12 protein-coding genes are annotated in these 21994 nt (G+C 37.0%); 6 read left to right on the top strand and 6 right to left on the bottom strand.

Translation table 11 applies throughout. The features are described 5' to 3' along the window. Positions 1-201: 201 nt before the first annotated feature. From J1905_RS03925 to J1905_RS03915, 3 genes are all read right to left on the bottom strand, one after another. Positions 202-1506: a DEAD/DEAH box helicase gene (locus J1905_RS03925; protein WP_214225911.1), complete on the bottom strand. Its 1305-nt coding sequence runs from the start codon at positions 1504-1506 to the stop codon at positions 202-204. A 108-nt stretch (positions 1507-1614) separates the two neighbouring features. Beyond that, the gene (locus J1905_RS03920) at positions 1615-2964 is read right to left on the bottom strand and encodes an MFS transporter (protein WP_214225910.1); all 1350 of its coding nucleotides are present in this window, start codon (positions 2962-2964) and stop codon (positions 1615-1617) included. Between the two features lie 52 nt (positions 2965-3016). After that, positions 3017-4360, bottom strand: a complete 1344-nt coding sequence (locus J1905_RS03915) for an APC family permease (RefSeq protein ID WP_214225909.1) — start codon at positions 4358-4360, stop codon at positions 3017-3019. 131 nt (positions 4361-4491) lie between these two features. Between J1905_RS03915 and J1905_RS03910 the strand changes: the two genes are divergently transcribed. Together J1905_RS03910 and J1905_RS03905 are read left to right on the top strand one after the other, a co-directional pair. Then, entirely contained in the window at positions 4492-6393 is a 1902-nt protein-coding gene (locus J1905_RS03910; protein WP_214225908.1) for a DNA topoisomerase IV subunit B, read from the top strand. A gap of 119 nt (positions 6394-6512) precedes the next feature. Further along, the gene (locus J1905_RS03905) at positions 6513-8633 is read left to right on the top strand and encodes an ATP-binding protein (RefSeq protein ID WP_214225907.1); all 2121 of its coding nucleotides are present in this window, start codon (positions 6513-6515) and stop codon (positions 8631-8633) included. Between the two features lie 9 nt (positions 8634-8642). Here the strand turns inward: J1905_RS03905 and J1905_RS03900 are convergent, their stop codons facing one another. Genes J1905_RS03900 through J1905_RS03890 form a run of 3 tightly spaced genes read right to left on the bottom strand, consistent with a single transcriptional unit; the run spans position 8643 to position 17084 of the window. Beyond that, the gene (locus J1905_RS03900; RefSeq protein ID WP_214225906.1) at positions 8643-9680 is read right to left on the bottom strand and encodes a YihY/virulence factor BrkB family protein; all 1038 of its coding nucleotides are present in this window, start codon (positions 9678-9680) and stop codon (positions 8643-8645) included. A gap of 8 nt (positions 9681-9688) precedes the next feature. After that, positions 9689-12007, bottom strand: a complete 2319-nt coding sequence (tamL, locus tag J1905_RS03895) for a translocation and assembly module lipoprotein TamL (RefSeq protein WP_250317983.1) — start codon at positions 12005-12007, stop codon at positions 9689-9691. Then, positions 11973-17084, bottom strand: coding sequence for a translocation/assembly module TamB domain-containing protein (locus J1905_RS03890; protein ID WP_214225905.1), 5112 nt, complete (start codon positions 17082-17084; stop codon positions 11973-11975). Before J1905_RS03890 ends, tamL begins: the two co-directional genes overlap by 35 nt. A 171-nt stretch (positions 17085-17255) precedes the next feature. Between J1905_RS03890 and J1905_RS03885 the strand changes: the two genes are divergently transcribed. The 4 genes from J1905_RS03885 (at position 17256) to J1905_RS03870 (ending at position 21943) form a co-directional block, all read left to right on the top strand. Next, complete coding sequence (locus tag J1905_RS03885) at positions 17256-17744, top strand: cytidine deaminase (RefSeq protein ID WP_214225904.1); 489 nt, start codon at positions 17256-17258, stop codon at positions 17742-17744. Between the two features lie 149 nt (positions 17745-17893). After that, positions 17894-21016, top strand: a complete 3123-nt coding sequence (locus tag J1905_RS03880) for a DNA gyrase/topoisomerase IV subunit A (protein ID WP_214225903.1) — start codon at positions 17894-17896, stop codon at positions 21014-21016. Positions 21017-21154: 138 nt separating this feature from the next. After that, entirely contained in the window at positions 21155-21454 is a 300-nt protein-coding gene (locus tag J1905_RS03875; RefSeq protein ID WP_214225902.1) for a hypothetical protein, read from the top strand. A 51-nt stretch (positions 21455-21505) separates the two neighbouring features. Beyond that, on the top strand, positions 21506-21943 hold the full coding sequence (locus J1905_RS03870) for a tail fiber domain-containing protein (RefSeq protein ID WP_214225901.1): 438 nt from the start codon (positions 21506-21508) through the stop codon (positions 21941-21943). Positions 21944-21994 lie beyond the last annotated feature (51 nt).

The following is a 21994-nucleotide window of genomic DNA, read 5'->3' as shown; positions in this document are numbered from 1 at the left end:
ATAATATTAAAATAGCCAGTAGAGCATAATATTAAATATATCACTATCAATATAAAAGATAAACCTCATAAAAAAGGGCAGGATCTTCTTACGAAGATCCTGCCCTTTTTTATTTTTCCTGCAAATTCAGTGTCTGATAGAGGGCCTAGCGTTCTTTTGCGCTTCTTCAGCGCAAATTAATGCAGCCCGAAAACAGATCACTTAATTTGATTTTTTGTTACCGCTCCAGCGTCTGCTTCCACTGCTTGGATTTCTTTTAGCACCACTTAAGTTAGGTTGACGCTCTGTTCTTGGAGGACGCTGACCCCTTGCAGGTTTAGCTTTTCCTTTTGATTTCGCTGCGGCAGCACCTGACATCAGGCTTTGCCAGCTCATAGCAAAAGGATGATCTTCAGTAACGGGTATTTTTAAGCCGATTAATTTCTCGATATCATCTAAAAACTCTTTCTCTTCCGAATCGCAAAACGAAAGAGCTATACCACTTAAACCGGCACGACCAGTACGACCAATCCTGTGTACATAAGTTTCAGGAATATTTGGTAGTTCGTAATTGATTACGTGAGTTAACTCATCAACATCGATACCACGTGCTGCAATATCAGTAGCAACCAAAATACGTGTGGTTTTAGCTTTGAAATTGGTTAATGCACGTTGTCTAGCATTTTGCGATTTATTACCATGGATGGCTTCGGCTTTAACACCAACTTTAATCAAATCCTTTACAATACGATCAGCACCATGTTTTGTACGAGAAAATACCAATGCAGTTTGAATGGTTTTGTCTTTTAGAATATGGTGCAATAAATCCTTCTTGTCGTTTTTCTCTACGTAGAAAATCTCTTGTTGGATTTTTTCTGCAGTAGATGAAACAGGGGTAACTTCAACCTTAATTGGATTTGTAAGGATAGTATTGGCTAAAGTTTGGATCTCTTTTGGCATGGTAGCCGAGAAAAATAAAGTCTGTCTTTTAACAGGTAGTTTAGCAATAACTTTCTTTACATCATGGATGAAACCCATGTCAAGCATTCTGTCAGCTTCATCAAGAACAAAGATCTCAATGTCGCGCAGGCTGATGAAGCCCTGATTCATCAGATCTAATAATCTTCCAGGAGTGGCGACAAGGATGTCGACACCTCTATGTAATGCATCAGTTTGTGCTTTTTGTCCAACACCACCAAATATAACCAGTTGTTTTATTGGTAGGTTTTTTCCGTAAGCTTTAAAGCTTTCTTCAATTTGTATGGCAAGCTCACGAGTTGGTGTTAATACCAATGCTTTTATCGCTTTGTGTATTTTTGTATTGGTGTGAGGTTTACTAAGTAACTGTAGCATTGGGATAGCAAACGCGGCAGTTTTACCTGTGCCAGTTTGAGCGCACCCTAACAGATCTCTGTTTTGAAGTATGGATGGAATAGATTGTTCTTGTATTGGGGTAGGTTGTGTATAACCTTCTGTTTGCAGCGCTTTTAAAATTGGCTCAATCAGGTTTAATTCTTCGAATAACAATGTGTTTGTATTTTAATGTATAATACGAGGCAAAAGAATATCACCTCACGGCAAAGGTACATATAAACTTCCGGCTTTTATTCATCTCACTCTTTTATAGGTATGTAGTTATAAATCAGAAGCTTTGTTTTCTTTAAAGCGACTAAAAAACAAAAGTGCCAGTACACAAAGTACAAAGCCTACAACACCATTTAAACGCAGCCCGTAATCATTTCCAGGATCTTTGCCATATACAGTCAGCATAGCAAAGATAGCTATTCCCATAGTCTGACCTAATTTTACAAAGAGGTATTTCACGGCGAAGAACATCCCCTCATGGTTTTCGCCCGTCTCTTTGGTGTCATTTTGCGCAATGTCAGCCAAAATTGCATTAGGCAAAATACCTAAAGAGGCCAAAGGGAAGGAAGCGAAAATTACCAGTATGTACATTTGCACGGCAGGCGAAAAGGGCAACTTGCCTAAGAAATAAATGGTGACAAATATTAAACTAAGTATGCCAAATGCAACCAATACCAGAGGCTTTTTTCCGAATCTTTTAGCTCCATAATTGATAAAGGGATAAAAGAAGAGGGATAAAATTACCATAGTTCCCATAAATTTACCGCCATCAGAATCTGGCAAACCTAACAACACGGTAACGAAGAAAAGTAAGCCACTTGATATGATACTTAAGGCAATGTAATAAGTGAAATCTGAGATCAGGTAATATTTGAAATTGGTATTTCTAAATGTGTTTTTAAGTGCCGGTATAAGGTCAATATGAGTTGGTTTAGCATCAGTGTATTCTTTCTCCTCAATAAACATAACGGGTAAGGTCATGACAAGTCCAGAGAAGATGCTAAGACAAAAGATGGTGTATTGGAGTGCTTCAGATCGGTCTGTAATTTTAAAAACATCCTGAATCAGGTCTGCATAATTATTGCACATTGCTCCAATTATCATCCCTAAAACAAAACCTACTTGTTGGAAGGTAGAGAGCTTAACTTTTTGATCGGCACTATGTGTTAGTTCCGCTAAGAGTGCATTGTAAGGGATAATATAAGTGGTTACTGAAATAAAAAAGCCAGCAAGTACTACGGTAAGCCACCAGGCATTGGTAATGCTTTCGCCCTTAACCATTGGGTAGAAAACCAGCGAACAACATATTACTGCTGGAATGATTGCGTATTTCATAATAGGAATACGTCTACCTTTTGGATTGTCACTGGCATCACTTATAGATGCTATAAATGGATCATATATTGCATCAAATAACCTGCCCGATGCTGCAATTAATGATAAGATATTAAAGGCTCCGAACACTAATAATTGAGGCACAAGAGGAGTGAGCCCTGAGTTGTTTGGTGGAAGATAAAAATAGGGCAACATCACAATAATGATGTTAGTCATGATGCTCCAACCCATCATTCCTGCTGCGTAGGCAATTTCTTTTTTAAAGGGTAATTCTTTTATCGGCATCGTATATAAGGTAATGGATTGGGCTTGTTAATTCTGGTTGTTATATTGCTTTCTACGTTCGGCTTTTACGGTATAATCGGTTTACGAAATATATAATTATAAAGCACGAAAATATCAATAGTCCATTTATTGCGGCCTCTGGATCATCAACATAAATACTAATTGCCACGAACAAATAGGCCGCAATGAATATTAATGGCATTAGCGGATAAAGGCTCATGCTGTAAATGATTTTCTTATCAAGGTGTGCGGTTCGCTTTCTTAAAAAGAATATGGTGGCCGCCGAAGTAGCCATACCGATACAATCTAAAAATATAGTGTAATTTAAAATTTTATCAAAGGTTTGTGCATAGAACAAAGTACTTATTGAGATGATGGTAAATACAGTTAAGCTTACGAACATCACATCTGTTTTTTTATTCTTTTTGGTAAAGATTGCCGGTAACGCTTTCTCTTCGCCCATGGCAAACATAGCCCGTGGATTGCTTAATAAGTTGACATTTACATAGCCTAAAACAGAAAGGTAAATTAAACCGGATAAAACGGTAAAGCCTATTGGTCCAAAGATCTTCCCTGCAAGTATCGCTGCAATGCTTTCGGCTGTTTTTAGCTGCTCAAACCCTATAACTCTTACATATGCGTAATTAATTGCCAGATAGAGTACAAAAATGACTGATAAGCCAGTAATAATTGCGAGAGGTATGACTTTGCCCGGTGATTTTGTTTCGCCACCAAAGTTTATAGTTTGTTGGTATCCGCCAAAGGTAAAAGAGATTGCAATTAAGCAAACGCCTAAAGCTTTACCATAATCAAATAAAGTGGGTACTACACCGGTTGATGTGTTGAAAACTGAAGGAGCAGAGTGTGCTGCAGGGCCCGTAAATACAGCTCCAATTAATGCTAGCACCATACCGATTTTCACCAAGGAGAGTATATTCTGTGCCTTAGAACTAACCTTTAAGCCTAATAAGTTGACGAAATAAAACAGACCAATGGAAACAGCCGCAATTGCTATCCTTGAAAACTCTGTCTGCATTTCAAGTGGCAAAATGATTTTACTTAAATATTCAGCCCCAATAATGGAAACACCAGCAACCGACGCGGCATTTGAAACTACTATAATGCAGTTGATGGCAAATGCAATGGAAGGGTGATAAAATGCGGAGAATATTTTATAGTAACCTCCGGTAACCGGAAAGCGGGATCCTATTTCGGCATAAGTTAAGGCTCCGCATAAGGCGATTAAACCTCCAACTATCCAGGCTAAGAAAAACAGTTCCGGTATTTGCGCTCCTGCAGCCACATTAACGGGGGTGCGAAAAATGCCCATCCCAATCACCAGACTTACAACGATCATTGATAAGTCAAGCATGGAGAGCTGTTTTTCAGGTCGCATATTAAATCTGGATTTAATTTATTTGAATATACATGAAAATGTGCATTTGTTGAAACTTTGTAATTGATTCCCCAGCTTATTCGAGTAAATTTACTGCATTATCGTATTTTTGCATTATACTCACTTACATTATGGCTGAACCGAATTATAACGAAGATAGTATACGCTCCCTCGACTGGAAAGAACACATCAGATTACGTCCCGGTATGTACATTGGTAAACTGGGTGATGGATCTGCACAGGATGATGGGATTTATGTTTTGCTTAAAGAAATTGTGGATAACTCAATAGATGAGTTTGTAATGGGCTCTGGCAGGACAATTGAAATTACCGTATCCGAACATAAAGTGAATGTGAGGGATTACGGTAGGGGTATTCCATTGGGTAAAGTAATAGACTGTGTTTCTAAAATAAATACCGGGGGTAAATACGATAGCAATGCATTCCAAAAATCGGTAGGGTTAAATGGTGTGGGTACTAAAGCAGTAAATGCACTTTCTACTAATTTTGTGGTTCAATCCTATCGTGATGGAAAAACTAAAAAAGTAGAATTCTCTAAAGGTGAAGTTGTTTTAGAAAATGATATTTTCGAAACTACTCAGCGTAACGGTACTGCAATTACCTTTTATCCGGATGAAACTATTTTCAGAAATTACCATTACATACCAGATTTTGTAGAAAGCATGATCTGGAACTATGTGTTCTTGAATACTGGCCTTACTGTTAACTTTAATAATCAAAAATATTTCTCGGAAAGAGGATTATACGACTTGCTTTCTAAATTTAATAAAGCCGAAGAATTGCGTTATCCTATTATTCACTTAATAGGTAATGATATTGAGATTGCAATGACTCACGGCCAACAATACGGAGAGGACTATCACTCTTTTGTTAATGGTCAGCATACTACACAAGGTGGTACACATCAGGCTGCATTCCGTGAGGCTGTGGTGAAAACGATAAGAGAGTTCTATAAAAAAGAATATGATGCTTCTGATATCAGGGCATCAATTATAGCTGCTATTTCTGTTAGAGTGCAGGAACCAGTGTTTGAATCACAGACTAAAACAAAGCTTGGGTCACAGAACATGGGACCAGATGGCCCTTCTGTGAGAACCTTTATTAACGATTTTGTTAAAAAGGAGCTTGATGATTACTTGCACAAACATTCAGATGTATCTGATGCATTGCTTAAAAGAATATTACAATCTGAAAGAGAGCGTAAAGATATTGCCGGCATCAAGAAACTGGCTAACGACAGAGCGAAAAAAGCTTCCTTACACAATAAGAAACTAAGAGATTGTAAAGTTCACTTTAACAGTAATCACGATAAAAGATACGAAACTACCTTGTTTATCACTGAGGGTGATTCTGCTTCTGGTTCAATCACTAAATCCAGAGATGTAGATTGCCAGGCTGTTTTTAGTCTTAAGGGGAAACCTTTAAATTGTTATGAGCTTACTAAAAAAGTGGTTTATGAAAATGAAGAGTTTAACCTGTTGCAGCATGCGCTAAATATTGAGGATGGGTTGGAAGGATTGCACTACAACAACATCGTAATCGCTACAGATGCCGATGTGGATGGTATGCACATCAGGTTATTAATGATGACCTTTTTTCTTCAGTTTTTCCCCGATCTTGTACGTGCGGGCCATGTTTACATCTTACAAACGCCATTGTTTAGAGTTCGTAATAAAAAGGAAACTATTTACTGCTATAGCGATGACGAAAGAAAACGTGCAATTGAGAAGCTTGGTAATAAGCCTGAAATTACACGATTTAAAGGTTTAGGTGAAATTTCTCCTGATGAATTTGGCTTATTTATAGGTAAGGATATCAGGTTAGATCCTGTGATCCTTAAAGATCAAACGATCAAAAACTTATTGGAGTATTATATGGGTAAAAACACTCCAGATAGACAGCAGCATATCATCAGAAACCTTAGAGTAGAAAAAGATACAATAGAAGAATTGGCTATTGAAGAAGTTGCTGCAGTAGATGAATCTGACGAAACAACACAAGATGTTGCTTAAGATTCATTAAAGTATCGGTTATTTGAAATTTTTGGTTTATTATTGTATTCCAATCAGATCCCTCTTGATATAATTATTTGATAAATCCTGTAGATATAACTACAGCATAATTAAATCATATGCCGTTCAACGCTAAGAGAAGAGATCCGTTTCGTTACTTTGTAGTAGCCTTTTTAATAATTGCATTATTTACCTATGCCTTTCTATTATACCTTCGTAACAATAAAGTTAATGGGCTTAAGGGCGATATTGTAAAACTAACAACTCTTCAAAAGAGCTATTCCGAAGTAGATAGCTGCATTTATATTCTCTATCAGGCAGAGAACAATTCGCGTATGTATGCGGTAACTGCCGACAAGTATTACCTCAATCAATTCTCAAAAGGAATTCAACGAATTTCATTTCTTTTAAATGACCTTAATAAGCAAGAAGAGAATGATGTAAAGCGTAAGGATTTAAAAGGGCTTGTAAATGAAAAAAAACTAAAAACAGAAAGCTATTTGAAACTTAGGCGGTTAACAGATAGCTTGTTTGCTGGGTTCTCTAAACTTGGTCTGGAAGAAAACAGAGCTAAGGCAAAAATTAACCTCAATTCAATAAAGAAAAAGTTTAAAACAGTTGCAACGGTAGATACCATTAAACAGGCCGTTGCACCACGTAAAAAATTCTTTGGCAGACTGGCTGATGCGATTTCCAATAAAGGCTCTAAGGATAGTACAGTTACAATTGTTAAGACAACTAAAAACGAAGGCGTTGTAAATGAGGTCACAAATTTCAATAATAAACTGCTGGACGAAGTAGAAGCGTATTATCGTAAGCTTTATGCCAATAACAATAAGATAAAAACCAATGAACAAGCAATTTTGCTTTTGAATAATAAATTGATCGAGGATATCATTACTGTGCTAAAAGACTTTAAGCGAAATGATATTGAATATATTACCAAGCGCAGAGTAACCTTGGGAGAAGAGCTTGAAGGAGAACTTAAGGCATTAAGTGGAATGGAACTAATAGATGCATTATTGTTAGTTAGTTTGGCCATCATTATACTATACAATCTTTATAAGCTTTATAAAAATGAAAGCCTATTAATTAGTATGAATAGCCTGGCAGCTCAGGATTCACATTCAAAAAGTCGTTTCCTTGCTAATATGAGCCATGAGATACGAACTCCATTAAATTCAGTAGTTGGATTTTCTGAGCAACTTGGCAAGAGTGACCTGAATGAGGAACAGCGGGAACAGGTGGATGCCATCAGGAATTCATCGGAAATGCTATTGGAATTGGTCAATGAGATTCTCGATTTTTCTAAATACGAAGTAGGTAAAATAAATATTGAATCTGAACCCTTCTCGCCAGAATTAGAGATTGCTGAAGTTTTTCACAGTATGAATGTATTAGCTGAGAACAAAGGGTTGCATTTAGAAAATAAAATATCTATTGATAACAAGGTTTATTTAATTGGCGATCGTCTTCGCTTAAAACAGGTTGTTATGAATCTGTTAACCAATGCCATTAAGTTTACTAAAAGAGGAAAGATAACACTTAGAGTTCAGTTGGTGTTAGATGGGAAAAAACAAGCTGTATTAAAAGCACAGGTAGAGGATACTGGAATAGGTATGGCTAAAGAAGATCTTGAAGTAATATTTCTTGAATTTTCACAAATCTATTCATCGGCTAAAACACAGCTTCAGGGAACAGGTTTAGGACTGGCAATCTGTAAAAAGATAGTAGAATTACAAGGCGGTAAAATAAATGTAAGCAGTGTACTTGGTAAGGGTTCAGTATTTAGTTTTGAAATCCCTTACCTTATTTCAGAATTCGAACAGGAACAACGTGTTAATGTAGGAGTGTCGGGTGTTGGAGAATTAGCAGGGAAAAGAGTGCTACTAGTCGACGATAATAAAATGAACATTCTATTGGTTCAAACAATACTGAAAAGGTGGAGAATGGAATATGATTCTGCTTATGATGGTAAACAAGCATTGGAATTATACAAGAAAAAGGATTACGACATTATCCTAACTGATATTCAAATGCCTGTAATGGGCGGGGTAGAGCTTACACACGAAATCCGGTACAATGGAGATTTTGCGAAGTCTAGAATTCCAATTTTAGGAATAACAGCTCACGTAATGCAGGAGAACCGAGAAGCCTATTTAAAAGCAGGAATGAATGATCTGGTATTAAAGCCGTTCTTAGAAAAGGAGCTGATGGATCAGATGATTAAATACATATAGCTAGCCCCATCAGATTATCTTTGTATCTTCTGGATGTTGAGGTGGTAATACATCCACCTTTTTTTCTACTACCACAATTTTGGTGTGTACAGCATACTTACTTGGTGAGATACCTTTAGCGTATCTTTCTGCATAAGCTTGTGTAAATTCAGCACCAAAGTACAATATGATAGAGGTATAGTAGATCCAAAGAAGAATTACAATGATGGAACTAGCAGCCCCAAAAGCCGAAGCAGGGTTGCCTCTTTCTATGTAAATTCCAATTACATACTTGCCCAAACTGAATAGTAGAGCAGTAAATAAGGCACCAACAATTGCCGGTTTCCATTTTAAATCAACATCAGGCAGTACCTTAAATATGATCGCGAAAATGCAGGTTACTACAGCTAGTGTTAAAGCGTTAGTTAAGATTAGCATAAAAAGTTCAGATACCTTTTCAATCCCAACCTTAGAAGCAAGCCCTACAAGTTTATCTCCTATACCAACTACAACGCTGTTTATAACGAGGGAAACGAGCAATAAAAACCCTAATGATGCAATTAGTGAAAAGGAGAGCAGCCTGTTGGTAATTAGTTTCTTCCAACCTTTTTTGGGTACAGCTTTTACTTTCCAGATCAGGTTAATACTGTCCTGAATTTCTATAAACATTGCAGTAGCACCAATAATAAGCGTGGTGATACCTATAATTAATCCTAAAGTACTCTTCCCGGAAACATTAGATTGTTTTACAAATGACTTTAATTGAGCAGTGGCTTCCGGGCCAACTAAATCTTGTATTTCAGAGAAAAGTTCTTCTCTCGGATCCATCTTGTATGCCTTAACCGTTCCATCAGCAGCATACTCCACCGTATGAGCAATGTCACCACCTAAAAACAGACTAGCTGCTGCAATGATAATAATAATAAGAGGAGTAAGGGAAAAGATGGTGTAGTAGGCGAGTGCGGCACTTAGCTTCATAACCCTATCTTCCATAAATCCCTTTCCTGCGGCTATAAATAAATGAGCTGTTGCTTTAACAAAGTGAATGGCTTTTTTTAAAAATGTCATAATCAATATTAAAAAGGATATCCAATACCTATGTTATAAATTAAGTTTTCTTTTCGCCAGGCACTGCTTCCAAAATCTACCTGATCTATTACCCAGCGATTTCCAGGCTCAAGATACGGCTTTCTGATAGGGAAGGCTACATCTAAGCGAATTACAAAGATTGAGGCATCTACACGGAGACCAGCACCTGTGCCTACTGCAATTTCATCAAGTGCATCTTTAAAATTAAATCCTGAGCCCGGTCTTTCAGGATCTTCTTTTCTTAACCACACATTACCAGCATCTGCAAATAATGCTCCATACAAAATGCTAAATAGTTTAAAACGTAGTTCGGTATTAACCATTGCCTTTATATCTCCACTTTGGTCAGTAAAGCTAATGGTTTGATCCTTTTGTTTATATGAACCTGGGCCTAACGATCTGGCGGCAAATGCCCTAATGTCATTACTGCCACCGGCAAAGAATTGACGCACAAATGGAATGGATGTGTTATTACCATAACCATAACCATAGCCAAGATTTAAACGGCTTGCCCAGATAAGTCGTTTTGTGATCTTATAATAATCTCTAAAATCTGTTTCAACTCTGATAAATTGATTAATCGGAATGCCAAGTACTGTTTTTTTGCCTTCTTTATTTTTACCTGCAAACATGCCCCAAACGTTTCCACCGGTTTCCAAACTTCCATTAAAATAGATGTTATTTCTTCTAAAATCTTCCATCTGGTTAGTGAAAGTAAAGTTGTAATTACTTCCAATAATGAATTGGCTTTCCAGATTGTTTTTCAAACCCGGGTTTGCAAGATACAAGCTGTCTCTCTTAGCCGTGTCATTTGTTACATTAGATGTTACGTAATTGATAGAGATTGGATTAAAAGTATGTTCCTTATATAAGTTCTCTTTCCAAATATATCCAAACTCTCCTTTAACTGAATTCAAGCTATATAAAGATCCTCTATTTAGCGATTGATAAGATAATGAAGCAATGGTTTTAGGTATAAACGCATTGGTACTATTGAAATCAAAGAAAGGTAGTATAAATCTTGGAAAAGTAAGTTTTGCCTCAGTAGTAAAAGAATAAGAGTTCAAACCTTTTGCCTGCCCACTTACCTGAGTTTCGAAGCCACCACTCACACTGATATCCAATTGCTCTCCACCTCTAAAAAGGTTACGGGTAGTTTGTGTTAACTTGGCTTCCGATCCAACAAAGTTGTTGGACTTACTTGTTCCTGTAAGAGAAAATGAAAGAGAGTTTTTCTTTAATGGGGTAAGGAAAATATTTAAATTAAGTTTGTTATTTCTAAAACTATCAACTGGTAAAAACTCGGCTTTTACATTCTGAAAAACACCTATGTTAACCATTCTGTTTAAAGATTGATTATGATCACGTCTGTTATACGTTTCATCTTTTTTAAAGAATACCAGGCGGTCAAATAGACCTGATTTGTAAGTGTGTCGTGAATCATAAATATTGAAATCCTTATATACTTCAGGAATCGAGTGCCTTATTGCGCTATCCCTTCTTAAAGAGTAATTAGGGTAGATGTTAATCTTTTCAATGGTATAAGGTTTTAAGCCTGCATCAGGAGCAATATCTTTTACTTTTATTCTGATGTCTACAAGGTTTTTGCCAACTGTACTGTCTACTTGTAAAATTAAATAGTCCGGACTAAAGTAAAAATATCCACGTTCCTTTAAATCATTGTCTATCCTTATTCTTTCATTTTTATAAGTCTCCAGATCATAGTTGTCGCCAACTTTTAATAAAGTTTTATCTTTATTCTGATTGATTGCAGCAACGACACCGGTACTGTCTTTCGGAAATTCAACACTATTTATCTTATACCTTTCACCGGTAACTACAGTGTAAAGTGCTTTTCCCTTTTTGCCCTTAACAACGGTATCTCCATTTACCTCAGATTGAAGATAACCCTGACTAAGCAAATAGCTTTTAAGTACGGCGTTGTTGTATGGTATTTTAACCTCACTTAAAAGCACTGGCGGTTCACCAACTTTTGTACGTAACCAATGTCTAATCCCTTTCGGTTTTTTAGGCTCACCGGCAAGATTATACATGGCAAGTTTAAACTTTACTCCTAAAATCGACTTATTAGCATTAGGCCTTGTTTTACTAAGAAGGATATCCTTAACCTCTTTCTGATTCTCAATTTTTGCTGTTGAATCAGGATTGATGTTAATATCTGCACCGGTATATAATATCTCTCCGGGTTTAAGGTTTTTGGTACTGCTACAGGCTCCAAAAATTAAACACGCAAGTATAAATAAGCTGGATTTAATTTGTTGTCTCATTTTTACGCCTCTCTTCATTTCTAAATCTTTTCTTTTTAGAGAAATTCTGGAAAACCTCTCTGAATTTATTGTAATCAACCACCAATGCAAAACCAAGCCCTGTTTCAATAATCTGCCCTTCAATTACACCCTCGTTCTGGTTGCGCCTGTAAGCTCTCAATCTGTATCTGCCATCACTCGAGAGTAGATACTCTACATTAACATTTCCTGCAATATTGGTAGTATTCTGACCTTGCTGCTGAGGGCCTTCTAATCCGAAGGAGCTACCAACAGTAACAATTAAACGATCATTCAATAGTTTTTTAGATAGACCTATCTCCAGATCTGTTTTTTGCGATTTACTACCCGATGCTGAGTAATCTTCAGATGAATTTAAACCAAAGTTTATATCCACACCTTTAATCAAATCAGAAGCAAGATTATTCAGCTGTTCAGTTAACAGTTTACTAACACTTGAGCGGGCAATAGAGGAAACACTAGTTCCGCCAGCCAAACTTTGGAATGGATTATCTGCAATAAACCTGTTAAGCGCCAATAGCGCAAATACCTGTTTATTCAGTTCACTTTCATTTGTGTTTACATTCTGTAATTTAGCATACACCTGACCATTAACTGCGCCCCGCTCATTTTCCGGTAAATCTAATCTGAATTTGATACTCGGTTTTAACAATTCGCCAGTCATCATAAGGTACACCTGGAATGGAAGCTTTGTCTTAGCTTCATATTGAGTTGGATCGCCTATCAAATCTATTGGAGCAGTGTTTACTTCATACAATGCCGTTAAGTTTACATTGGCCTCCATTGGATCACCTGTCCATACAATGCTACTTCCTTGTTGTAGCTTAAAGTCTTTTTTAACAGGCCCAACAGTAAGGTTGTAACTACCATCAGATACTTGGTATCGTCCAGTTAAACTGGTCTTGCCACTAGGGTCCATCGTTGCTGTTAAAGATGCCTGTCCTCTAACCTTTAAAGCGTCGCCGTTAGAAGGATCAACAACAACATTCAATTCTGCATTTTCATCAATATTAATAGTAGCAGCTAAATTAAGCCCTTTAATAGGAGGCTTGCTTATAGAATCATTCACACTTAAGGCCTTTTTGCCATTAAACGGGGGAGCACTGAAATCCGTAAACTGCACAATACCTTCCTGATCAATAATCGACGGATCATCAGGAGGCATTGCAAAGAAGAACTTTGTTTTATCCTCTACCCTAACATCCATATCCACATCCGGCTGGTTTAAATCACCGCGAACTTTAATGGTGCTGGTTACATAAACAGTACCGTATATCATGTCGTTGTCAGCAGCAGTAGAGTTCATTAATCTGAAGTTGTTGGTTCTGATGTCCATGTTGAACGAGAAATCCTTATAGTCAGTAGTGAGGATGCCACCTGTAATTACAGCCTTTTGATTTAAAGAATCTATAATTGTAAACCTGTTAAAGTTTACTCCCTTATCAGTAAAACTTATGGTTTCATTTGGCATTCTGAAATAAGAATTCACATAGGTTGCCGTAAATGCGGCCTGATTAAATTTAATATCCCCTAAAATTTTAGGTGCATCCAATGGTCCTTTTATTGATAACTCACCAGACACGATACCCGAGCCATGCTTTATCTGCCCCATTGAAACACTTTCTATGGCCTTAAGGTCAATCTTGTCAATATTTAAAGTAAGATCAAGTGCACTCTGCGGAGAAGTGTAGTAAAATCCGTTAACCCTTAACTCGTGCACCCCAGACAATGCAATGTTGGTTTCGTAGGCATTTTCTGTATTGTTATTTACCGCTACTCTTAAAGTACCAAACTCATCTTTTAAGTACCTTAGATGGTCTATTGTTATGTTCGCTTCAAACTTAGGCGTATCCATCAGCTCCTTTGCATCAACAGTGCCATTAATAGTACCGCCAACCAAAGAGCTATCCTGCTCAGCAAACTTTGTAAGCGTTTCTATTTTAAAATCTTTAAACTCTACTCTCAAAGGGGAATTGGCAACAGTGTCAGTACTGTTAATCCCTAAAAGCTGATTGCCCTTGCTTAGGTTAAACTGACTGGCTATAATACCCGACTGACCAAACTGGATATAATTTTGAGGAGCTATAGCCCATTTTTCATAGTTGAGCAATAGCTTTTGAGGATTGAAGCTAAACCGAAAATCTTTACTAATGGATTTGAAATTACCACCTAAAACATATTTATCTTTTCGCTTACTGTCTCTTAAGTAGATATTTAAAGCAAGGTTGTTGTTTACGGCATCACCGCTGATCTCACTATTAAACAAATTAGCTGCAGAACTTTGAAAGCTTTTTATCTGTAGCTTATAATTAAGTTTCTGATCCGTATTGTTTACATTCAATTTCGAGCTATCAACCCTAAAACCTCCATAAACTATTTGAGGGAAAGAAGCATTCATTAGCAAACTATCCTTTTGCGTATCAATTAAACCATTCATTCTGGCAGGGGCGAAGGTGGTTAGTTCCGGTACAAAGTTTTGAAGGATCTTAGGATTGTAAAAGTTCATATAGAACCTAAATCTTTGATCGGGGATTTTAGTAACCTCTCCAAATTGATAGTATTTATTGATCTGGTTAATTACGGCGCTACCGATATTGGTAAGCTGATATTTACCATCTATTTTAGCCCGTAGAAACTCAGACTTCAGTGTAAGCATGTTATGAGTTTCACTGGCTTCAGAATGTACAATAATGGTGTCTACATTAAAGCGCTGACCATCCTTAACTACCTGCAAGCCATTTACAAAAATGTCACCATTCAGGTAATCCGGATCAGCAGTTTTTACATCTGCATTGATAGTTCCGGCAACTTTAAATTCACCAGGACTAAAGTGCAGTTTTTGCAGGTCAACCTGTTTTAAGTCCATAACGGCTTTTACTGCCGGATATTTGCCTGCAATATTTACAGCTGTTGTTAAATCAAAATTCAAATTGGTATCAGCCATATTGCCTTTTAAATTCAGTTTCTGCTGTTTAAAATCGCCGGTTAAAAAGAGGTCTTTATAGGTGTATTTGTTATAGTATGCACTTACTAATTGTGCTTTAAACTGTGCTGATAAAGTTTTAGGGTCAAGTCCGGTTCCTTTAACACTAGCTTTAGCCGTAATTTTACCCAACTGAGCCTGTTGCTTAAGTAGCTTGCCTACATTAAAATTATTCAAGTCTACATTGGCAACATAACTTTCCTTTCCTTTCGGACCTTTCATGTTAGCCAGTAACTTGGCCGATCCTATATCTGTATTAATGTTAAAGCCTGTGTTGAAATTGGTCATTGAGCCAGTAAACTTTCCGTTTGCAACAATCACATTGGGAAGCTCAATATTACCAGGCAAAGTTTTTTTAGGAATCACTACCAAAAGGTCTTTTTTAGTCATGGCAAACCTTTTGATATTCATATCAAAGTAAGCCTTATTCATATCGGGGAGTCCTTTTATCCGTCCGCTAACATCAATGTTTGTGCTTTTTAACCCCGAGATTTGTAGCCTGGGAATAACCAAATTATTCATATATCCACTCACGTTGGCGTTAACTTTTATCTTCTCATTTTTGTAGTTCTCAGGCACAGCATCACTAAAGTAAAAGGCATCTCTTAAACCAATAGTTGTATTTTTAACCACTACCGAAAGTTTTACCCTTTCAGGATGTTTTGTTAAATCTTCAAGAGAGGTGTAGTTTAATTCTGTAACGTTTTCTATCGTAGTGTTAGGTGTTTGCAATAAGAAATTATTCACCTTAATTGCCTTGTCAGAATAGACAACATCACCTCTTAGTTTAGACAACTGAAAACCGCTTTTCTCTTTAAATAACCCTTCTTTAACATTTATTTTTAGACCTGAATCGCTATACGAAAGTGCTTCAGCAAGCAAGGTAAGATCGGTGAATTTTAAATGATTGAAATCCATTCCCTTTGTGGGCTTGGCGCTAAGATTATCAAACTGCACATTGTTTTCTACTAAGTTTATATTGTCGACCAATAACGATAGGGGCGAAGACTTTACCGAAGTGTCCGCTTTTATTTCTTTAGTAGGCTTAACAGGTTTTAATGCAAAAAGGATATTTGATTTGTTAAGCTTTGCATCATTAACCTTGTATTTGCCATTTTTAACGTCAGCTAAAAGCTTGGTTAACGATAGCTCATTAACGTTTACATTGGCCTTATTGGTTGGTGAGCTGAAATCAATTTTGGTGTCATTCAGCTTCGCATCCTCAATTTTATAATTGCTATTGGTAAGGTCAATAAACAGCTGAGTTAAGGCTAGCTTGTTCAAATCAACATCAGCATTCATGCCCGAAATCCGATCGTCGAACCCTATTTTGATATTATTAAAAGCAAAATCCTGTATCTCTACCAGTGGCAATTTGCCTGATTCTGCTTTAGCAGTATCCAGACTATTCTCTATATGAGCCTGTAACTGTGTAAGCGGTTTCTGTTGCAGGTATTTTAATGAAGTGTTGTTTAAGGCTAAAGATTTGATCACATAGTGCTGCTTATCCATGTCGAAATCTTTAATCTTAGCAGTAAACTCTCCCAGATGTAACTTTACATCATTGCCCGCCGCATCATCACGATAAACGACACCTATGTCTTCAAAAGACACCTTATCAATAGAAAACTTCAGGGTAGATGTAGTGTCCTTTGTAATCTCTTCTTCCGGCTTTTTCTGTTCAGACATAAAAGCATCTAACAGGAAAGAAAAATTGAATGCAGTGTCTGGGTTTATGCGGGTAACATTGGCTCTTATTTTTTGCAATGAAATGTCATTGATCTCCACTTTGTTATTCAAAAGCTCAAATAAGCTAATGTCGACAGAAAGTTTTTGAGCGTAAAGTAGCGTGTCGCCCTTTTTATCTTCAATATAAAACTTGTTCAGTACCACATCCTTTGGGAGTGCAATTTTTATACTCTCCAGACTTACCTCAGTTTTGGTTTTATTCTTTATATAGCTTATCGCTTTGTCTTTAACAAAATTTTGTACTGTCGGAATATTTAGGGAAAGCGCAATAAGGACAACCAGCAAAATGATGCTTGCAATTACCCAAAGTATGATTTTAAGACTTTTACGAATATATATATTCAATTGAAATGCGTTTAATAGGGTTTTTAATACGTGGTTCTCATAACTAAAACCATGCCATCGACACCAAAATTAGGTTTCTTACTTATATCTACAATCTAAATAATTAAATTGTTTAAATCAAGTGATAAAATTGTTGTTAACCTATTGTTATAAAAATACGTATGTTTAAATATGGATCAGAAAAACTTTGTTGTTAGCTATCAAACTTTTAAGTCCTTAAATGAGCTAACCGCGTCAGATCAGGAACTATGTTTAAAGGCCGAAGAGGCGCTAAAATCATCATATTCACCTTACTCCAATTTTAAGGTTGGAGCAGCTTTAAAATTAAGTAATAAGCAAATAGTTCTTGGGAGTAATCAAGAAAATGTAGCTTATCCATCCGGACTTTGTGCAGAGCGCGTTGCCTTGTTTACAGTAGGGGCTGCTTATCCGGATTTAGCAATTCAAACAATGGCAATTACTGCAAAAAGCAGTAGCTTTGTAATCCAAAAACCGATTACCTCATGCGGTGCATGTTTACAGGTAATGGCCGAGTTTGAACAGAAACAAAAGCAAGAAATTGAAGTGCTTTTTTACTGTATCGGAGGCGAAATAATAAAAGTAAAAGGGATTAAAAATCTATTGCCTTTTGTATTTGTTGAAGAACGATTGGAAAGATAAAACGTCAATTAATGAAATAATGCCCAAAAATCATGAAAACCTAGTCAATTAAGCCCAAAAACATAGGTTATTAACTAAGAACTGTTAAAAACTTCTGTTCCTAATATTTCATTCCAACCCTTATATTTACAAAATCCAATCCTTTTTTGATGAGCGACGAAATAGAAAACAACATAAACGAAGAAAGCAAGCATACTATAATCCCTATCAACGGGCTTTATGAAAACTGGTTCCTCGATTATGCCTCTTACGTAATTCTTGATCGCGCGGTTCCACACATCAACGATGGTTTAAAACCGGTTCAGCGACGCATCATGCACTCTCTAAGAGAGATGGATGATGGACGTTTTAATAAAGCAGCCAACGTTATCGGGAATACCATGAAATATCACCCACATGGTGATGCTTCAATTGGTGATGCGATGGTGCAAATTGGACAAAAGGAACTGCTGATAGATTGCCAGGGTAACTGGGGTGATCCGGTAACTGGCGACAGTGCTGCTGCGGCCCGTTACATCGAAGCACGTTTATCTAAATTTGCAAACGAAGTAGTATTTAATCCGGATACTACAGTTTGGCAATTGAGTTATGATGGCCGTAACAACGAGCCTATTACCTTGCCTGTTAAATTCCCTTTGCTATTGGCGCAAGGAGCAGAAGGTATTGCGGTAGGTTTGGCTACCAAGGTTATGCCTCACAATTTTCTGGAACTTATTGATGCCTCAATTGAAGTATTAAAAGGAACCAGACCAAATATCCTTCCTGATTTCTTTACCGGTGGTATGGCCGATTTCTCTGCATATAACGAAGGTATGCGCGGAGGTAAAATCAGGGTAAGGGCAAAAATTACAGAAAAAGACAAGAAAACACTTGTAATAACCGAGATACCATACAGTACAACAACAGGTTCAGTAATCGATAGTGTATTATCTGCTAACGATAAGGGTAAAATCAAGATCAAAAAGATTGAAGATAATACCGCGCAACATGTGGAGATCGTTATCCACCTTGCACCCGGTATTTCGCCCGATGTAACCATTGATGCCTTGTATGCTTTCACTTCATGCGAGGTTTCTATTTCTCCAAATACTTGCGTTATTAAGGATGATAAACCTCAATTTTTGAGTGTTAATGATATCCTTACTGAGAACACGCACAACACCAAGAACCTGTTAAAACAGGAGTTGGAAATTAAGTTGCATGAATTGCAGGAAAGAATATTCTTTAGTTCATTACTTAAGATCTTCATTCAGGAAGGCATGTACAAAAACTCAGACTACGAGAACTCTGGTAATTTTGAAATAGTTGTTGAGGTTTTAAACCGCTTATTCGAGCCATTTAAGCCAGATTTATACAGAGAGATTCAGCCCGAAGATTTCAAGAAACTTATTGATAAACCAATGAGTAGTATTACCCGCTTTGACGTTAAAAAAGCGGATGATCAGATGAAAGCTTTAGCTGATGAAATCAAAGTTGTAAAGAATCACCTTCGTCATTTAACTGATTATACCATTGCCTGGTTCCAGAGACTTAGGGATAAGTACGGTAAGGGAAAAGAACGTAAAACGGAAATTCGCTTGTTCGATAGAGTAGAAGCTTCTAAAGTTGCCTTAGCCAACGTAAAGTTATACCTGAATCGTGAAGACGGTTTTGTGGGTACTGGTTTGCGTAAAGATGAATTTATTGCCGATTGTTCTGATATTGATGAAATCATCGTTTTCAGAGAAGATGGTAAATGCATCATCACCAAAGTAGCTGATAAAACCTTTGTGGGTAAAGGAATTCTCCATGCTCAGGTCTTTAAAAAAGGCGATGAGCGTACCATCTATAACATGATCTATAAGGATGGTGCCAGTGGAGTATCGTACATTAAACGTTTCGCCGTAGTAGGCGTAACTCGCGATAAAGAATACGACCTTACCAAAGGAAGTAAAGGCTCTAAAGTATTGTACTTTACTGCAAATCCTAACGGAGAAGCAGAAGTAGTTACCGTACAGTTAAAACCACATACTAAGCTTAAAAAGCTTCAGTTTGATCTGGATTATGCCGAAATAGCAATTAAAGGGCGCGGGTCTCAAGGTAATATTGTATCCAAATATCCTATCAAAAAAGTGTTGTTAAAAACCAAAGGTGTATCTACACTTTCCGGACTTAAAATATGGTACGATGATTTGCTTAGAAGACTTAACGTTGACGGCAGAGGTAAATACCTTGGCGAATTTGACGGCGACGATAAGATATTACAGGTTCATAAAGAGGGATGGTATGAGCTAAGCACTTTCGAATTGAGCAATCACTTTGATGCTGATCTGATCCTCATCCAGAAGTTTGATCCTGAAAAACCATTTACAGTTGTACAATACGAAGGAAAAGCTAAAAACTACTTTGTCAAGAGATTTGTATTTGAACCAATTGCTGTAGGTAAAAAAGGTAACCTGATTAGTGAAGAGCAAGGATCAAAATTCCTTTACCTGACCAGTAACCCTGAAGCAGTTTTAACTGTTGATGTACTTAAAGGTAAAACACAAACGCCTGAAACGTTAGAAATTCTGCTGGCAGAGTTTATTGATGTAAAGGGTATAAAAGCTAATGGAAATAGACTGAGCCAACATGATGTGAAAAACCTGAATATTTCTAATCATGAAGAGGCGGAACTGGTTTTAGAAAGTAAAGCTACTGCCTCAGAGACTTCTTTTAGTGAGGAACAATCTGAAGGAGAAACATCTGAATCAACTGATGAGGTAACTACTACAGAAACTGAATCTGAAGAGAAACCCGTGGACGTAGAAGATGCTGATGCTGCTCCGGAAGAAATTGAAGCTTCAGCAGAACCCGTTGCTAAAGTAGAAGAGGTTGCAGAAAAACCGAAGCCTGTAGAAAAGAAACCATTTGTTGTTGCTAAAGAAACAAAACCTGCACCTAAAGTAGAACCCGTAGAAAAGGTTGAGGAAAAAGCAGAGGAAAAACCAGTTGAAGCTCCTGTTGCCGAAGGAAAACCTAAAAAAGCATGGGGAACTCCAAAAGCGCCTGAAAAAGAATCAGAAGCAAAGCCTGAGGCTAAGAAAGCGGTAGAGACTAAGAAAGAAGCAGCCAAAGAAGAGCCTAAAGCCAAACCGGAACCTAAAGAAGCTGTGGTGACTAAAAAGGAAGCAACTAAAGAGGAACCTGAAGCTAAACCAAAAGCCGAAACTCCGGCAAAGGAAATCAAGTTTGAGATCACAAATCCTAATGATATAGAAATTGATGATAAAGGACAGTTAGGCTTGTTTTAAGCCTAACATCCTGATCTTCTCTGTTTTTACATCATTAAATTTATGTCATTTTCTGCTTAAACATAGCGTGATTTTAATTTAGATAAATATATTTGTCGGATTACAGATCACAATTAAAAGATAGATACTACTTAGTTTATGTTGAAACAGTTGACGGGCATTCTTATTTTACTTTCATTTTTGCTGGTGAAGCATGCCTCGTTATTTCCTGTAACTAACGATAAACAAACAGTAGCAATTCATCAAACCGATCACGACTCTGAATCCTCAGAGGAAGAAAAAGAATTAAAAAATCTGGAACTTACTGATGATGTATTTATTCATCAGCCAACTGTTGACCTCGCACATACATTAACCTCAAAAAAGGTTAATTATAGCTATGTGAATCGTACGGCCACCTCAGTTATTTCATTACCATATCCCCCTCCAGAAGCCTGATTGTAAATACACAACAATCAAAATTCACACATTACACAATAAATTTATTTTATGAGATATCCTTTAGTATCAAAAGGTGCCGTATTAGGCGTTTTATTAAGCGCAACTGCATTGTCGGTAAACGCACAAAAAATTGAAGAGCAAGAGTTAAAAGTTAACGTAGATAAGATTTCTAATTCTACAGAGCATTTAAAAAACTTAGAACCTGTAACTTTTAAGTATGATGTACAGAAGTACAAGCATCTTAAATTACCGGCTGGCGAGCAGTATGGCTTCCTTGCAAGTAACGTACAATCAGAATACCCGGCTATGGTTTACGAGGCCACTAAAATATATGACAAGGGCAAGAACAATGCAAAAGTTGCCAGATACAGCGAAGTACAGTCAGAAAACCTGATTCCGGTATTAGTAGCCGCAATTAAAGAGCAGCAGGAACAAATTGACCTGCTTAAAAAAGAATTAAACCTCTTGAAAGAGAAGTCTAAATAGATAGTTTTTTTTGTTTTAGTATCTTTGAAAAAGCCATCGCGAGATGGCTTT

The sequence above is a fragment of the Pedobacter sp. B4-66 genome, from assembly GCF_018492665.1.
Lineage (GTDB): Bacteria > Bacteroidota > Bacteroidia > Sphingobacteriales > Sphingobacteriaceae > Pedobacter.
This window is presented reverse-complemented; position numbering and strand designations above follow the sequence as displayed.

What these genes read in the sequence shown, in the direction of transcription:
- J1905_RS03915 (WP_214225909.1), bottom strand. Translation starts at nt 4,360, where the DNA reads ATGCGACCTGAAAAACAGCTCTCCATGCTTGACTTATCAATGATCGTT.
- J1905_RS03880 (WP_214225903.1), top strand. Translation starts at nt 17,894, where the DNA reads ATGAGCGACGAAATAGAAAACAACATAAACGAAGAAAGCAAGCATACT.
- tamL (WP_250317983.1), bottom strand. Translation starts at nt 12,007, where the DNA reads ATGAAGAGAGGCGTAAAAATGAGACAACAAATTAAATCCAGCTTATTT.
- J1905_RS03875 (WP_214225902.1), top strand. Translation starts at nt 21,155, where the DNA reads ATGTTGAAACAGTTGACGGGCATTCTTATTTTACTTTCATTTTTGCTG.
- J1905_RS03910 (WP_214225908.1), top strand. Translation starts at nt 4,492, where the DNA reads ATGGCTGAACCGAATTATAACGAAGATAGTATACGCTCCCTCGACTGG.
- J1905_RS03885 (WP_214225904.1), top strand. Translation starts at nt 17,256, where the DNA reads ATGGATCAGAAAAACTTTGTTGTTAGCTATCAAACTTTTAAGTCCTTA.
- J1905_RS03920 (WP_214225910.1), bottom strand. Translation starts at nt 2,964, where the DNA reads ATGCCGATAAAAGAATTACCCTTTAAAAAAGAAATTGCCTACGCAGCA.
- J1905_RS03870 (WP_214225901.1), top strand. Translation starts at nt 21,506, where the DNA reads ATGAGATATCCTTTAGTATCAAAAGGTGCCGTATTAGGCGTTTTATTA.
- J1905_RS03900 (WP_214225906.1), bottom strand. Translation starts at nt 9,680, where the DNA reads ATGACATTTTTAAAAAAAGCCATTCACTTTGTTAAAGCAACAGCTCAT.
- J1905_RS03905 (WP_214225907.1), top strand. Translation starts at nt 6,513, where the DNA reads ATGCCGTTCAACGCTAAGAGAAGAGATCCGTTTCGTTACTTTGTAGTA.